The following is a 13,557-nucleotide window of genomic DNA, read 5'->3' on the forward strand; positions in this document are numbered from 1 at the left end:
AGGTGCTGCTTCATCGGGTGCTCCCTTCCAGAGCGGGCTCCGGCGACCGGCGTCCGGGGAGGTCGGCGAGGACCTCGTCCCAGTCGCGGTGGAACCGGGCGAGGCCGTAGCGCGCGAGCGCGGCCTCGCGGGCGACGGCGCCGGCGCGGGCGGCCCGGTCCGGGTCCTCGACGAGCGCCCGGGCCGAGGCGACGAGGGCGTCGAGGTCGTTCGAGACCGCTCCGGCCTCGGGCGGGACGGCGCGCCCCGCCTCCGTCACGTCGAGCGCGACGACGGGCATCCCGAGGTGCATCGCCTCCAGCAGTGCGAGGCCGAGGGAGGTCCATCGGAACGGGTGCAGGTAGACCCGGCGGCGGGCCAGGGCCGCGTGCATCGCCTGCGTGCGGACGTCGCCGAGGACCGTCACGTCCTCCAGACCCGGCAGCTCGGCGAGCCGGTCGGTCTTCATCCCGAAGACGTCCAGCGGAGCGACGGCGCCGAAGCGGGGGAGCAGGTCGGTCCCCGCGACCCGGCCCCGGCGGACGGGCTCGTTGACGACCACGCCGAGGTGCGGCAGCTCGCCGGTGTAGAGGGGCCCCGGGTCGTGGATCCCGTGCTCGATCACCGTCGTCCGCGTCGATCCGGTGTCCCACATCAGGGCGTTGAACTGGGTGACGTGGACGATCAGCAGGTCGTCGCGGTCGGCGAGCGGGTGGCGGTTGTCCGGCACGTCCCCGCGGGGGGTGTTGTGCTCCACGTAGACGGCGGGCACGTCGCGGCCGAGGCGTCGCCCGAGCAGGCGCTCGGCCTCGGCGAGCTCCTCGGGCCTCTGGAGGAGGACCGCGTCGACGTCGGCGTCGTGCAGCTCCTCGGGCGCGATCTCGACGGCGCTCGGCCAGTCGCGGCCGCCGGTGCCCAGGCCCCAGCCGTCGCGGGCCGGAGTCGTGGGGAGCAGGTAGGTGTGGGCGCCGCGGACGAAGGCGTCCGCCCAGCCGCCGTGCACGTGCCAGAGCAGGATCCTCATGCGATGGCCTCTCTCGGGGAAGTCGTGGGTCGGAGTCGGAGGGCGGCGGCGACCGCCTCCTCGGCGCTCACCCCCGCGAGGCAGGGATGGCCGGGGACGGGGCACACGCGGGCGCGCGAGCCGGCGCAGGGCGCCTCCTGGTCGCCGAGCAGCGCGACCGGGACGCCGTAGGGCGCCCAGCGCACGGCCGGGACGACCGGCGCGAAGAGGCTGACCACGGGGGTTCCGACCGCGGCGGCGAGGTGCGCGGGGCCGGTGTTGCCGCAGATCACGACCTCGGCGCCGGCCAGCACCTCGGCGGCGCCGGGGAAGTCCGTCGCCCCGCCGAGGTCGATGCCGCGGGAGCCCGCGACCTCGGCCGTGAGGGAGCGCTCGCCCGGGCCGCCGGTGACGACGACGGCGAGGCCCGCGTCCGCCAGCAGCTCGACGGCGCGGGCCGCGTTCGCCGCGGGCCAGGCGCGGGCGGGGACGGCTGCCCCGGGGTGCACGACCGCGTAGGGGCCGATCCCCTCGAGAGCGGCGGGCAGCACGCCCTCGCGGCGCACGCGGAGCCGTCCGTCGTCGCCGGCGGGCAGCGCGAAGCCGGCCGCCGCCGCGATCGCGAGCGCGCGCTCCGGCTCCGGCTGGTCCTCCTCGAGGGTCTCGCCCGGGACGAGGCGCACATCGAGCAGGGCGCCCGCGAAGTCGACCGAGGCGCCCGTGATGCGGGCGACACCGGCGAGGCGGAGCAGCAGGGCCAGCGGAAGCGGCGACTGGTGGAAGGAGGTGAGGATCACGGCCTCGTCCGGCGCGAACTCCTCGACGATCGCGCGCAGCTCGTCGACGAGCTCGGAGTCGACGGGGCGGGAGGCGTCGCCGATCCACGGGCACCACCAGGTGCGGACGGAGGAGGGACCCGGCAGCAGCGCGGCCGCGGGCGCTCCCTGCGGACCGCTCAGCAGCAGCACCTCGGCGTCGGCCGCGATCGCGCGAACGGCGGGTCCGCACAGCAGGACGTCTCCCGCGCTGTCCAGGCGGGCGACGAGCACGCGGCGCTTCACTCGGCGTCCTCGTCGGGCTGCATCGCGAGCAGCAGCTCGACCGCCTCGAGGAGCGTCGCCGCCTGCAGCGGGGCGGCGTCCACCTCCTCGGCGCGGGTGATCGGAGTCGGAACCAGCACTCCACGGGCGCCGGCCGCGGCGGCGGCGCCGACGTCGGCCCCGATGTCGCCGATCACGGCGAGCGAGCTGGCCGGCAGTCCCAGCTGCTCGGCGGCGCCGAGCACCATGCCGGGCCGGGGCTTCCGGCAGGAGCAGCCGTCCTCCGGGCCGTGCGGGCAGAGCATCCACACGTCGAAGCCGCCGAAGAGCTCGTCCACGCGCCGGTTCACCGCGTCGGCCTGGCCGCGGTCGATGATCCCGCGGGCGATCCCGGACTGGTTGGTGACCACGCCCAGAACCAGTCCCGCCTCGCGCGCCCGCTCGACCGCCGCTAGGGCGGTGGGCATCGGGGAGACCTGCGCCGGGTCGCCGTTGTAGGGCACGTCGACCACGAGCGTCGCATCGCGGTCGAAGAGGATCCCCCGCAGGCGCGGGGCCCTCGCGCGCTCGTCGGCGCTCCGGGAGGAGGAGTCGTTCACCTTCTCCTCGTACCCCTCGACCGGGGATGTAAACCCCCTTCCGGAGAAGTCGGTCCCTCCGGGCGCGTCGCTCGCATCTGCGGGCGGCGCGTCTGAGGTGCGCGCAGCGGGGTACGGGGACTCCGACAGGAAGGAGGCGCCGTGCGCGCTCTCACCGCCCCGGACGGGACTCCGGAGATCCTCGCGCTGCGCGCCCTCAAGCTCGGCGACCTGCTCGTCGCCGTCCCGGCGCTCAAGGCCCTGCGCCGCGGCTTCCCGGATCACCGGCTGATCATGGCGACCACGCCCTGGCTCGAGCCGATCGTCGACCTCGTCGAGGGCCTGGACGCGCTCGTGCCCACCCTTCACGGACTCGACGACCCGCTGGCGATGGCCGCCGGCCGCGTCGAGCTCGGCGTGAACCTCCACGGCAACGGCCCGGAGTCGCGGCTGCGGCTGCGCGAGATCGCGCCCGAGCGCACGCTCGAGTTCCGCGTCCCGGCGCTGGACCCGGGCGCGGGCCCGGAGGACCCGCGGCCGCTCTGGATCGACGGCGAGCTCGAGCGCGCCCGCTGGGCCCGCCTGGTGAACTCGATCGGTCTCGACGCCGACCCCGAGGACGTCGCGATCGCCGTCCCGGAGGAGCCCGCCTCGGCCCCCGGAGCCGCCGTCGTGCACATCGGGGCCTTCTACGGCTCGCGCGAGTGGCCGGAGGAGCGCTTCGCCGCGGTGGCCCGCTCCCTCACCGCCGAGGGGCACCGCGTCGTCTACACCGGGGGCGCGAACGAGGCCGACCGCGCCCGCCGCGTCGCCGAGCTCGCCGGCACGGGCGAGGTGCTGGCGGGGGAGCTCGCGCTCAGCGGGTTCGCCGCGGTCGTCGCGGCCGCCGAGGTCGTGGTGACCGTCGACACCGGAGCCGCGCACCTCGCCTCCGCGTACGGCGTCCCCTCGGTCGTGATCTTCGGTCCGGCACCGCCCGAGGCCTGGGGCCCTCCGGCCTCGGGTCCGCACGTCGTGCTGACCGACGCCTCCCTCCGCCGCGGCGACGTCTTCTCCGCCGAGCCGGACCCGGCGCTGCTCGCGGTCCAGGTCGACGACGTCCTCGCCGCCCTCGCGTCGCTCCCGTCGCGTGCCGAGGCCCACCTCAGGCGGACTTCAGCCGCGTCGCCGGTCGGACCGGAGTGACCGTGGCCACGCGGGCCCGGGGAGCGCGCGGCTGATGGCTGCGCGAGGGGGCGCCGAGCCGGTCGGCGAGCTGCGCGAGGATCCGCCGCTGCAGGCGCGAGACCTGCATCTGCGTCGTCCCCAGCGCGTCGGCGATCTGCTGCTGGGTCCGCTCCTCGACGAAGCGCATGCGCAGGAGCTCGCGCTGGCCCTCCTCGAGCTCGGCGAGGGCCTCGGCGAGCCCGTGCCGCCGGTCGATCTCGAGCAGCCGCTCGTCCTCGCCGCCGAGGGTGTCGCCCAGGCCGACGCCGCCCTCGCCCACGGTCTCGTCGAGGGAGAGCGGATGCCCCGCGAGGCGCGCGTCGGCCACCTCCGTCGCGTCCACTCCGAGGCGGCGGGCGATCTCCTGGTCGGTGGGGTGACGGCCGAGCTCCTGCGCGAGCTCGTCGGCGACGACGGCGGAGCGGCGGTGCAGCTCCTGCACGCCGCGCGGCGGCCGGATCATCCAGCCGAGGTCGCGGAGGTGGCGCTTGAGCTCGCCGGTGATCGTGGGGACGGCGAACGCGGCGAAGCTGTCGCCGCGCTCGGGAGTGAAGCGGCGGGCGGCCTTCACGAGGCCCACGTAGGCGACCTGGCGCAGATCCGCCCAGTCGCCTCCGCTCCTGGAGACCCGGCGGGCCATGGCCTCGGCCAGGCCCAGGTGGTCGAGCACGATGCGCTCGCGGATGCGCGCGCCCTCGGCGGCCTCCGCGCTCACCGCGGCCTGGAAGAGCGAGAGCGTGCGGGCGTCCTTCTCCTCCCGTGCCGCCTCGGTGAGGGCGCTCGGGCGGTCGGTGCGGGGGTCGAGATCGATCGTGCTCATCAGTGCTCCTTCCGGGCACGCTCGCGCGGAGGCCCGGCGCGGCCTGCGGTGCGGCGCTCGGGCCCTCTCGACGAGAGGCCCGGGGTCAGCGCACCACTGCTCCTGCTCGCTCGGGGAGTCCGTTGACTCGGAGCAGTGCTGTCCGGTAGAAGCAGTCGCCGCGAGGCGCGCACCGTGCCCGGGGCGGAGGCGCCACGGCCCCCGCGATCCCGGGCGCCGCACCGGCTCCCGCCGGTAGGATCGGCCTCGTATGTCTGAGCTCACCCCGCCCCTGGAAAGCGCGCCGGACGCGCACCCGTTCACGACCGCGACCGGGAGCGACGTCCGCGTCCGCTTCTGCCCCTCGCCGACCGGGACCCCGCACGTCGGCCTCATCCGCACCGCCCTGTTCAACTGGGCGTACGCGCGCCACACCGGCGGCACGTTCGTCTTCCGCATCGAGGACACGGACGCCGCCCGCGACAGCGAGGAGAGCGTGGAGCAGATCCTCGACGCGCTGCGCTGGCTGAAGCTCGACTGGGACGAGGGCGTCGGAGTCGGCGGCCCGCACGGCCCGTACCGGCAGTCCGAGCGCACCGATGTCTACCTCGACGTGATCGCGCGCCTGACGGCCTCGGGGCACCTCTACGAGAGCTACTCCACGGCCGAGGAGATCGACGCGCGCAACGAGGCGGCCGGCCGCGCGAAGCAGCACGGGTACGACAACCACGACCGCGATCTCACCGAGGAGGAGCGCGCCGCCTTCCGCGCCGAGGGCCGCGCCCCGGCGCTGCGCCTGCGCGTGCCGGACGCCGACCTGTCCTTCGACGACCTGGTCCGCGGCCCGATCACGTTCCCCGCCGGCTCCTTCAGCGACTTCGTCGTGGTGCGCCCCAACGGCCAGCCGCTCTACACGCTGGTGAACCCGGTCGACGACGCGATCATGCAGATCACCCACGTGCTGCGCGGCGAGGACATCCTCCCCTCGACCGCCCGGCAGATCGCGCTGTACCACGCGCTGATCGACATCGGAGTGACGACCTTCGTCCCGCGCTTCGGGCACCTCCCCTACGTGATGGGCGACGGCAGCAAGAAGCTCTCCAAGCGCGATCCGTCCTCGAACCTCTTCCACCACCGCGACCGCGGCTTCATCCCGGAGGGCCTGGTCAACTACCTCGCCCTGCTCGGCTGGTCGCTCACGCACGACCGCGACATCTTCTCGATCGACGAGATGGTCGCCGCCTTCGACGTCGCCGACGTGAACCCCAATCCGGCCCGCTTCGACCTCAAGAAGGCCGAGTCGATCAACGGCGACCACATCCGCCTCCTGGCCGTCGACGACTTCACCGAGCGGACGATCCCGTACCTCGTGGCGGCCGGAGTGCTCGCGGGCGAGCCGACCGCCGAGCAGCGCGCGGTGCTCGACGCCGCCGCGCCCCTCGTGCAGGAGCGGATCGGCCTGCTGGGGGAGGCCCCCGGGATGCTCGGGTTCCTCTTCACCGCCTCCGACGCGCTCGAGTACGACGAGGACGCGCTGAAGGGCGTGCCCGCGAACGCCGGCGAGGTGCTCGCCGCCTCGATCGGCGCCCTCGAGCTCGTCCCCGCGTCCGAGTGGCTGACGGCCTCGATCCAGGAGGCGCTCGCCTCCGCGCTGATCGAGGGCCTCGGCCTCAAGCCCCGCATCGCCTACGGGCCGCTGCGCACCGCGGTCTCCGGGCGCCGCGTCTCGCCGCCGCTGTTCGAGTCGATGGAGATCCTCGGCAAGCAGGAGTCGATCGCCCGCCTCGACCGCCTGGGCGCTCACCTCGGCGCCTCCCGGCAGGCCTGACCGTGGCGGAGACGGTCGGCGGACGCTACGACGTCGTCGTGATCGGCGGGGGCCCCGCCGGGCTCTCGACCGCGCTCAACCTCGTCCGGGCGCGCCGCAGCGTGCTGCTGCTCGACAGCAACCGCCCGCGGAACGCCGCGACCCTGCACTCGCACGGGTTCCTCACCCGCGACGGCATCTCGCCGCTCGAGCTGCGCCGCCTCGGCCGCGAGGAGTTCGAGCGCTACGAGGCCGCCGAGGTGCACAACGCCCTCGTCACGTCGGTCGAGCGCTCCGGCGGCGAGTTCGTGGTCGGCGCGCGCGGCGTGCGCGGCAGCGCGGACCGCTCCGTCGTCGCCACCGCCGTCGTGGTCGCCGCGGGACTGCTCGAGACGCCGCCCGCGCTCCCGAGCCTGCGCGCCTACTACGGCACCGCCGTGCACAGCTGCATGGAGTGCGACGGCTACGAGAAGGCAGGGGAGGCGCTCGCCCTGATCGGCGAGACCGACGACCTCGCGGAGCGGGCCATGCTCCTCTCGCAGTGGTCGACCGACCTGATCGTCTTCACCAACGGCGTCGGGACGGTGAGCGACGCCGACGAGTCGCTGCTGGCCTCCATCGGCATCCGGGTCGACCGGCGCCCGGTCGCCGACCTCGCCGGGGAGCGCGCCGAGATGACCGGCGTCCGCCTCGTCGACGGCGACGTCGTCCCGCGCACCGGGGCGTTCGTCCGACCCGTCTGGACGCCCGCGCTGGACTACCTGGACGCGGCCGGCCCCGACCGCGACGCCGACGGCTTCCTCCGCGTCGACGCCGGTGGCCGCACGTCCGTCCCCGGCCTCTACGCCGCCGGCGAGGTCACCCCTCCCGGCCCGCAGCAGCTGATCGTCGCCGCCGGATCGGGCGCCCAGGTCGCCTCCGCGATCAACCGCGACCTCGTCCGCGCCCGCCTCGGCGAGGCCGCCCCGGAGTCCGAGGGCAGCGTCGTCCGCGGCTCGATTTGAGCGGGATGCCCGCGTAGGGTACTGTCGTCTCTCGGCGCTCGGGTCTCGATCCGGTCGCCGCCTGGTCCCGGGATCACCTCCGGATGACCATTGGGGTATGGTGTAATTGGCAACACGGCTGATTCTGGTTCAGTTGTTCTTGGTTCGAGTCCAGGTACCCCAGCACTGATCTCCTCTGCGGCACTCCGCGCGACGCCCTCGTTCGTGGCGTCCTCCTCCGGGCCCGCCCCCTCGTGATCCGCTCTCGGCGGCGTCCGCAGTATCCCCCCTCCGGCCGACGCGGCCGTCCGAGGCGCTGTGACACGATGGAAACTGTACGTCTCTCAGGTACCCGCGTCGCGCGGGTCGGACGAAAGGTCGCCCGCCCATGGAACCGGATCTCCTCTGGATCGTCCTCGCCGGAGTCGCCGTCGGCGCACTCCTGCTGATCGCCCTCATCGGCTTCTTCCTCTTCCGCGCCTGGTACCAGGTGCCGCAGGCCGACGAGGCGATCGTGATCGTCGGGAAGAAGCAGAAGGGCGAGGACGGCCTCACCTCGAACATGACCGTCATCACCGGCGGCGGCGCGTTCGTGAACAAGCTGACCCAACGGTCCGACCGCATCTCGCTGCGCTCCCGCCAGATCAAGATGGAGCCGGTCGCGCAGACCAAGAACGGCGTGACCATCCATCTCGCGGGCGTCGCCCTGGTCAAGATCGGGTCCACGGCCGACCAGGTCCGCGCCGCCGCCGAGCGCTTCGCGTCGCAGGACCAGTCCATCGACGTCTTCACCACCGAGCAGCTCGAGGGCGCCCTCCGCGGCGTCGTCGCGAAGCTCAGCGTCGAGGAGGTCATGCAGGACCGGCAGAAGCTGGGAGACGAGATCGCCGAGGGCATCAAGGGCGACCTGCTCGCCCAGGGCCTCGTCCTCGACTCCTTCGCCATCCAGGGCGTCACCGACCGCAACGGCTACATCGAGGCGCTCGGAGCGCAGGAGATCGAGCGCGTCCGCCGCGAGGCCGACGTCGCGCGGATCAACGCGGCCCGCGAGGTCAAGGCTCGCCAGCTGGCCACGGACGAGGCGAACCTGATCGAGCAGACCGCCTACGACAAGAACACCGCCGCCGCGAAGTCCGAGGTCGGCCGCGCCAACGCCGAGGCCGAGCAGGCCGAGAACCTGGCCCGCGCCGAGCGCGAGCAGGCCGTCCTCGTGCAGCGCGCCGAGAACCGGCAGGCCGAGCTCGACGCCGACGTCAAGCGCGTCGCGGACGCCGAGAAGTACCGCCGTCAGACCGAGGCCGACGCCGACGCCTACGGACGCGAGAAGAAGGCCGAGACGGACCGCCAGGTCGCGCAGCAGGTCTCGGACGCCGAGGCGTACGCCGTCCAGCGCCAGGCGGAGGCGCGCCAGGCGTCCGCCGCCGCCGAGGCCGCCGCCGTGAGCGCCCGCGCCGAGGCCGAGGCCCACGCACTGCGGGCCAAGGCGGGCGCAGAGGCCGAGGCGCTGCGCGCGAACGCGACCGCCGAGGCGGAGGCCATCCGCGCGAAGGGCGAGGCGAGCGCGGCGGCCATCGCGGCCGAGGCGGAGGCGCTCCGCGAGAATCAGGAGGCGATCCTGGGTCGCGAGCTCATCGGGCAGCTGCCCTCGCTCATGGCCGAGTTCGCGAAGGGCTACCAGAACGTCGGCTCGGTGACGCTGATCGGCGGCGACACCGCCGGCACCCACATCGCGCGCGAGCAGGCGGCGGGTCTCGCCGCGACGTTCGACAGCGTCAGGTCGGCGACCGGCGTCGACCTCGGCGCGATCCTCCAGGGCCAGGCCTTCGGCCGGGGGATGGCGACCGGCGGCACCGTCGTTCCGACCGGCGCGTCGGTGGCGACGGGATCGGGTGACGCCCCGCGTCCGTCCGGCACCGGCGACCCGACCGCCGTCGCCTCCACGAGCTGACCGCAGGGTCCCGCCGATCCCCGGCGGTTCCACCACTGCCGCCGCCGTGCTCGTCGGTGGGCGCCCGTCGGCGTCCGCCCTCGAGCACGGCGTGCGGCGTTCTGCGCGACCGGGTCGTGCCCCTGCCCGGCGTCGAGCGGCCCCGCTCAGACCAGCGGCTTGCGCATCTGCAGGGACGTCGTCTCGTAGCCGAGCGACTCGTACAGAGCCCGCGCGGCGGTGTTGAAGCCGAACACGTTCAGCGCGAGGGCGGACCCGCCCTGGGAGCGGACGTGCGACTCCGCGAGCAGCAGCGCCGCCCGGCCGAGGCCGCGGCCGCGCTCGGCGGCGTCGATCTGCACGTCCCAGACGTACCCGACGCCCTCGAGTCCGCTCGGGTGCGGGCCGAGCCAGAGCGACCCGACCGCGCGGCCGTCCTCGGAGACGAGGAGCAGGTCGTGCCCGGCGGCGGGGGAGCTTCTCGGGAAGTACTTCTCGTACGAGGCGTCGGCGTTGCGCGTCGCGGCCGCCTCGTCGTCGCCCGCGCGCATCCGGTCCTCGATGTACGCCGAGCGCTGCACCCGCATCCAGATGGCGAGAGCGGCGGCGGGCATCGGCTCGAGCGTGACGGTCATCCCCTCACGATCCCACTCCTCGCCCGCCTCCCGCGATCGATCCGTCGCGAACGGCCCGCACGGGATCCGCGGACGGGCCGCTCGCGACGGATCGCCGCCGGCCCGGATCAGTCCGGGGTCCGCTCCGCGTGCTTCCGCTTCCCCAGGCGGGTGGCGAGGAACAGCAGCGTCCCCACGACCACGTAGCCCGCTGTCGCCAGCCAGACGACGCCCGTCTGCTGCGTCAGCAGCACCACGCTCGCGATGGTCGCGAGCACCGGCACGACGCGCGGCACGGAGTAGTGGGCGTGGTCGACGCGGTCCTTCTTCAGCACCAGCACCGAGACGTTCGCCGCGATGAACACCAGCAGGAGCAGCAGCACCGTCGTCTCGGCGAGGGTGCCGACGTCGCCGATGAGGCTGAGCAGCATCGTCACTCCGCCGACGACCACGATCGACACCCACGGCGTGCGGCGGCCCGGGAGCACCTTGCCGAAGGCGCTCGGCAGCAGCCCGGAGGTGGCGAGCCCGAAGCCGACCCGCGACGCCATCACCATGAACAGCAGAGCGCCGTTCGCGATGGCGACGAGCGCGATCAGGCCGAACAGCCACGGCGGCACCGCCACTCCGCTCGCCGCGACCACGTCCAGCAGGGGGCCGCTGGAGGCCGCGAGCTCGTCGTTCGGCAGCACGATCACGGCGCCGAGCGCGATCAGGAGGTAGACCACGGCGGCGGTGATCAGCGCACCGAAGAGGGCCCGCGGGTAGACCTTCGAAGGGTTCCGCACCTCCTCGGCCATGTTCGCCGCGGCCTCGAAGCCGAGGAACGAGAAGAAGGCGACGATCGAGGCGGCGAACGCCCCCTGCAGCGGAGCGACATCGGGGTTGAACTCGAGCACGCGGGAGGCGTCGCCGTCGCCGGAGCCGAAGAAGACCGCGGCGCAGACGATGACGATGACCAGTCCGCTCACCTCGATCACCGAGGCGACCAGGTTCGCGGTCAGCGACTCCTTCACACCGCGCAGGTTCACCAGGGTGAGGATCGCGATGAAGACGATCGCGGTCGGGATCGGCGGCACGTCCAGCAGAGCCCCGAGGTAGTCGCCCGCGAACGCGTTCGCCAGGGAGGCGGCCGTCGTGATGCCGGAGGCCATCATCAGGAAGCCGATCAGGAACGAGAGGTACGGCTTCCCGAACGCGCGGTCCACGTACCGCGCCGCCCCTCCGGCGTGCGGGTACTTGGTGATCAGCTCGGCGTACGTGCCCGCCGTGAGCAGGGCGACGACCAGCGCGATCAGCAGCGGCAGCCAGATCACGCCGCCCACGTCCTCGGCCATCGTGCCGACCAGGGTGTAGATGCCGGCGCCGAGTGTGTCGCCCACGATGAAGGCGAACAGCAGCGGCCCGGTGATCACCCGCTTGAGCGACGCCTTCCCGGGAGCGGTCTCGGCGGTGTCCGTCGTGTCGGTCATCCGGACACTCCACCGAAGCGGAGGGTCCGAGCGCAAGCCTCGCCGCCCGATCGCTGCGAGATTTCTCATCATCGCGACCCGTGTGGCAGGGGCCCGGGCGGCGAGGACTCCCACAGCGCGCGGATCCCGGGACTCGGGCGATCGGCCGCATCAGAGGGAGCGGACCCGGTGCGCACAGGGTGAACAGGGGGCGACCGCGCGTGCCGCCGCGCGCCCGCACTGGGTAGGCTGGAGCGCTTCGTCGTGAGTGGAGCGGTCGCGGAGGAATCATGGGCAAGAAGCGCAACCAGGGACGATCCGGAGGCGGTCAGAGCGGGTCCGGCGGTCAGGGCGGCGGCCGCACGGCCGAGACCGCGCTGATGGTGCGGTTCCGCAGCTGGTACCGCTCGCACCTCGCCGAGGTGGGCATGCAGCACGAGCACCTCGAGGCCGACGAGGCCGTCGAGGTGCTGACCGACCTCTTCGCGATGACCCGCGACCTGCGCCCGCGCGGCTCCTTCGCCCAGCCCGACGCCGAGCTGCTCGAGGCCGTCTTCGACCAGATCGAGGCAGACCTGTCGGGGGAGGAGAGCGAGGCCGACCTCGACGACACCCTCTTCACCGTCGCCGAGGTCGTCGAGCACTTCCTCGACTTCCTCACCGACGAGGACCTCTGGACCGGCACCGACGAGGAGCTGGACGAGTGCCAGGCCGTCCTCGACGAGGTCCTCGACCTCGCCGGCTCCTTCGTGGAGGCCGTGCTCGACGACCTCGCCGAGCTCGACGAGGTCCCGGCCGAGGAGCAGCTCTCCGCCGTGCGCGCCACCGCTCTCGTGCACGCCGCCGACGTCGTGGTCGAGCACCTCGCCGCCGACGACGGCGCGACCCTCACCGAGCGCGCCGCCCGCGAGATCGCGGTCGAGGCGGGCATCTCCTCCGCGGGATCCACCCCGAGCGACGACTCCGTCCGCATCCCGGTCTCGGCCTGGTGGGACGCGCTGGTCGGCTCGGCCGTGCTCGAGCAGGAGGGATCCGCCGCAGGTCTCGGCGAGGCCGCCGTGCTCTGGCGCAGCTCCGACGCGCACGAGGCCGCCGCCGAGCGCATCGCCTACGTCGCCCGCTTCCTCGAGCAGTGGATCCTCAGCGCCCAGACCGCGCTGGCGGCCGCCGACACCGAGGACGGCGCCTTCTCCCCGGAGGAGCGCGCGGTCACCACCACCGACGCCGTGCTGGTCCGCATCGCGGTCGCCTGCCAGGCCGAGATCCACCCGGGCCTGGTCGTCGGCGAGCTGGTCGACGAGCTGGCAGCCGACTCCGGAGTCTCGCTCGACGAGGCCCTCGACGAGCGCGAGCGCATGGTCGGCACGGCCGAGCGGATGCTCGACGACACCGCCGAGCTCGGGCTGCTGCTGCACTCGCCCGAGTTCGGCTACGCGGTGCCGGAGGGCCTGGCGCCCGTCCTCGCCTCCGTCGTCCGCGCGACGGTCGTCCTCCTCGGAGAGCGCGAGGCCACCCGCCTCGAGATCCTCGACGAGGCGACCCAGGACACGGCGACGGCCTACGCGCTCCACGTCGCCCTGCTCGGGACCAAGCCCGTCGTCTGGCGGCGCCTCGAGCTCTCCTCCGAGTCGTCGCTGCGCGATCTGCACCTCGCGCTCCAGCTCTCGCTGGGCTGGACCGACGCGCAGCCGCACTACTTCAGCGTCGGCGTGCCCGACGAGGAGCAGGCTCCGATCGGCTCGCCGTCCGACGCGGAGGAGTTCGGCGCCGACCTCGTGGACGAGGCGGGCGTCGCGCTCGCCGAGGTGCTCGAGCAGGAGCAGGACGAGCTCTTCTACGTCTACGACCTCGAGGACGAGTGGCGCCACGTCATCCGTCTGGAGTCGATCGCGCCGCTGTCGTCGGCTCTGCCGCGCTGCACGGGCGCGCGCGGCGCGGCTCCGCTCGACGTGCCGGGAGGCCCCGCGGCCTGGGCCGACACGGTGCGGGCGGCGACGGACCCGTCCTCGGCCGACCACGCGGAGGCGCTCGAGGCTCTCGGCCTCGCCGCCGGAGCCTCGTTCGATCCGGCCGCGGTCGACGTCGACGGCATCAACCGCTCGCTCGGTCTCCTGCGCTCCGCGGTCTGACGCCCCGCCGGAGGGCGTCATCGGAGGAGGCCCCCGCTCCC

General features: G+C 74.0%; 11 protein-coding genes and 1 tRNA gene. 6 read left to right on the forward strand and 6 right to left on the reverse strand.

Annotation, left to right across the window (positions count from 1 at the left end; translation table 11 throughout):
• Nucleotides 1–10: 10 nt before the first annotated feature.
• Genes C5C35_RS05085 through C5C35_RS16910 form a run of 3 tightly spaced genes read right to left on the reverse strand, consistent with a single transcriptional unit; the run spans nucleotide 11 to nucleotide 2,621 of the window.
• Nucleotides 11–1,003 (reverse strand): glycosyltransferase, encoded by a 993-nt coding sequence (locus C5C35_RS05085; RefSeq protein ID WP_104262693.1) that lies wholly within the window; start codon nucleotides 1,001–1,003, stop codon nucleotides 11–13.
• Nucleotides 1,000–2,043 carry a glycosyltransferase family 9 protein gene (locus C5C35_RS05090; protein WP_219814144.1) on the reverse strand — a complete coding sequence of 348 codons (1,044 nt, stop codon included), beginning with the start codon at nucleotides 2,041–2,043 and terminating at the stop codon, nucleotides 1,000–1,002. Before C5C35_RS05090 ends, C5C35_RS05085 begins: the two co-directional genes overlap by 4 nt.
• The gene (locus tag C5C35_RS16910) at nucleotides 2,040–2,621 is read right to left on the reverse strand and encodes an HAD-IIIA family hydrolase (protein ID WP_181134093.1); all 582 of its coding nucleotides are present in this window, start codon (nucleotides 2,619–2,621) and stop codon (nucleotides 2,040–2,042) included. Before C5C35_RS16910 ends, C5C35_RS05090 begins: the two co-directional genes overlap by 4 nt.
• A 141-nt stretch (nucleotides 2,622–2,762) precedes the next feature.
• Here C5C35_RS16910 and C5C35_RS05095 point away from each other — a divergent pair, with 141 nt between their 5' ends.
• Nucleotides 2,763–3,785, forward strand: a complete 1,023-nt coding sequence (locus C5C35_RS05095) for a glycosyltransferase family 9 protein (protein WP_104262694.1) — start codon at nucleotides 2,763–2,765, stop codon at nucleotides 3,783–3,785.
• Here C5C35_RS05095 and C5C35_RS05100 read toward each other — a convergent pair.
• Complete coding sequence (locus tag C5C35_RS05100; protein WP_104226266.1) at nucleotides 3,745–4,626, reverse strand: sigma-70 family RNA polymerase sigma factor; 882 nt, start codon at nucleotides 4,624–4,626, stop codon at nucleotides 3,745–3,747. The genes C5C35_RS05095 and C5C35_RS05100 overlap by 41 nt on opposite strands.
• A gap of 250 nt (nucleotides 4,627–4,876) precedes the next feature.
• Here C5C35_RS05100 and gltX point away from each other — a divergent pair, with 250 nt between their 5' ends.
• From gltX to C5C35_RS05120, 4 genes are all read left to right on the forward strand, one after another.
• Nucleotides 4,877–6,433 (forward strand): glutamate--tRNA ligase, encoded by a 1,557-nt coding sequence (gltX, locus tag C5C35_RS05105; RefSeq protein WP_104262695.1) that lies wholly within the window; start codon nucleotides 4,877–4,879, stop codon nucleotides 6,431–6,433.
• Between the two features lie 2 nt (nucleotides 6,434–6,435).
• Nucleotides 6,436–7,416: an NAD(P)/FAD-dependent oxidoreductase gene (locus C5C35_RS05110; RefSeq protein WP_104276156.1), complete on the forward strand. Its 981-nt coding sequence runs from the start codon at nucleotides 6,436–6,438 to the stop codon at nucleotides 7,414–7,416.
• Between the two features lie 91 nt (nucleotides 7,417–7,507).
• Nucleotides 7,508–7,579, forward strand: a tRNA-Gln gene (locus C5C35_RS05115).
• Nucleotides 7,580–7,783: 204 nt separating this feature from the next.
• A complete protein-coding gene (locus C5C35_RS05120; protein ID WP_104226268.1) occupies nucleotides 7,784–9,343 on the forward strand; it encodes an SPFH domain-containing protein in 1,560 nt (519 codons plus the stop codon).
• A gap of 146 nt (nucleotides 9,344–9,489) precedes the next feature.
• Here the strand turns inward: C5C35_RS05120 and C5C35_RS05125 are convergent, their stop codons facing one another.
• Both C5C35_RS05125 and C5C35_RS05130 read right to left on the reverse strand, forming a co-directional pair.
• Nucleotides 9,490–9,957: an N-acetyltransferase gene (locus C5C35_RS05125; RefSeq protein WP_104260608.1), complete on the reverse strand. Its 468-nt coding sequence runs from the start codon at nucleotides 9,955–9,957 to the stop codon at nucleotides 9,490–9,492.
• Nucleotides 9,958–10,064: 107 nt separating this feature from the next.
• Nucleotides 10,065–11,408 (reverse strand): APC family permease, encoded by a 1,344-nt coding sequence (locus C5C35_RS05130; RefSeq protein ID WP_104226270.1) that lies wholly within the window; start codon nucleotides 11,406–11,408, stop codon nucleotides 10,065–10,067.
• Between the two features lie 269 nt (nucleotides 11,409–11,677).
• Between C5C35_RS05130 and C5C35_RS05135 the strand changes: the two genes are divergently transcribed.
• Nucleotides 11,678–13,516, forward strand: a complete 1,839-nt coding sequence (locus C5C35_RS05135) for a plasmid pRiA4b ORF-3 family protein (protein ID WP_104262696.1) — start codon at nucleotides 11,678–11,680, stop codon at nucleotides 13,514–13,516.
• The last annotated feature ends 41 nt before the right edge of the window (nucleotides 13,517–13,557 follow it).

The organism is Rathayibacter sp. AY1F8 (genome assembly GCF_002932165.1).
GTDB lineage: Bacteria > Actinomycetota > Actinomycetes > Actinomycetales > Microbacteriaceae > Rathayibacter.

Excerpts from the sequence above, each read along its gene's own strand:
- C5C35_RS05085 (WP_104262693.1), bottom strand. The coding sequence starts at position 1,003 with ATGAGGATCCTGCTCTGGCACGTGCACGGCGGCTGGGCGGACGCCTTC.
- C5C35_RS05120 (WP_104226268.1), top strand. The coding sequence starts at position 7,784 with ATGGAACCGGATCTCCTCTGGATCGTCCTCGCCGGAGTCGCCGTCGGC.
- C5C35_RS05125 (WP_104260608.1), bottom strand. The coding sequence starts at position 9,957 with ATGACCGTCACGCTCGAGCCGATGCCCGCCGCCGCTCTCGCCATCTGG.
- gltX (WP_104262695.1), top strand. The coding sequence starts at position 4,877 with ATGTCTGAGCTCACCCCGCCCCTGGAAAGCGCGCCGGACGCGCACCCG.
- C5C35_RS05135 (WP_104262696.1), top strand. The coding sequence starts at position 11,678 with ATGGGCAAGAAGCGCAACCAGGGACGATCCGGAGGCGGTCAGAGCGGG.
- C5C35_RS05100 (WP_104226266.1), bottom strand. The coding sequence starts at position 4,626 with ATGAGCACGATCGATCTCGACCCCCGCACCGACCGCCCGAGCGCCCTC.
- C5C35_RS05130 (WP_104226270.1), bottom strand. The coding sequence starts at position 11,408 with ATGACCGACACGACGGACACCGCCGAGACCGCTCCCGGGAAGGCGTCG.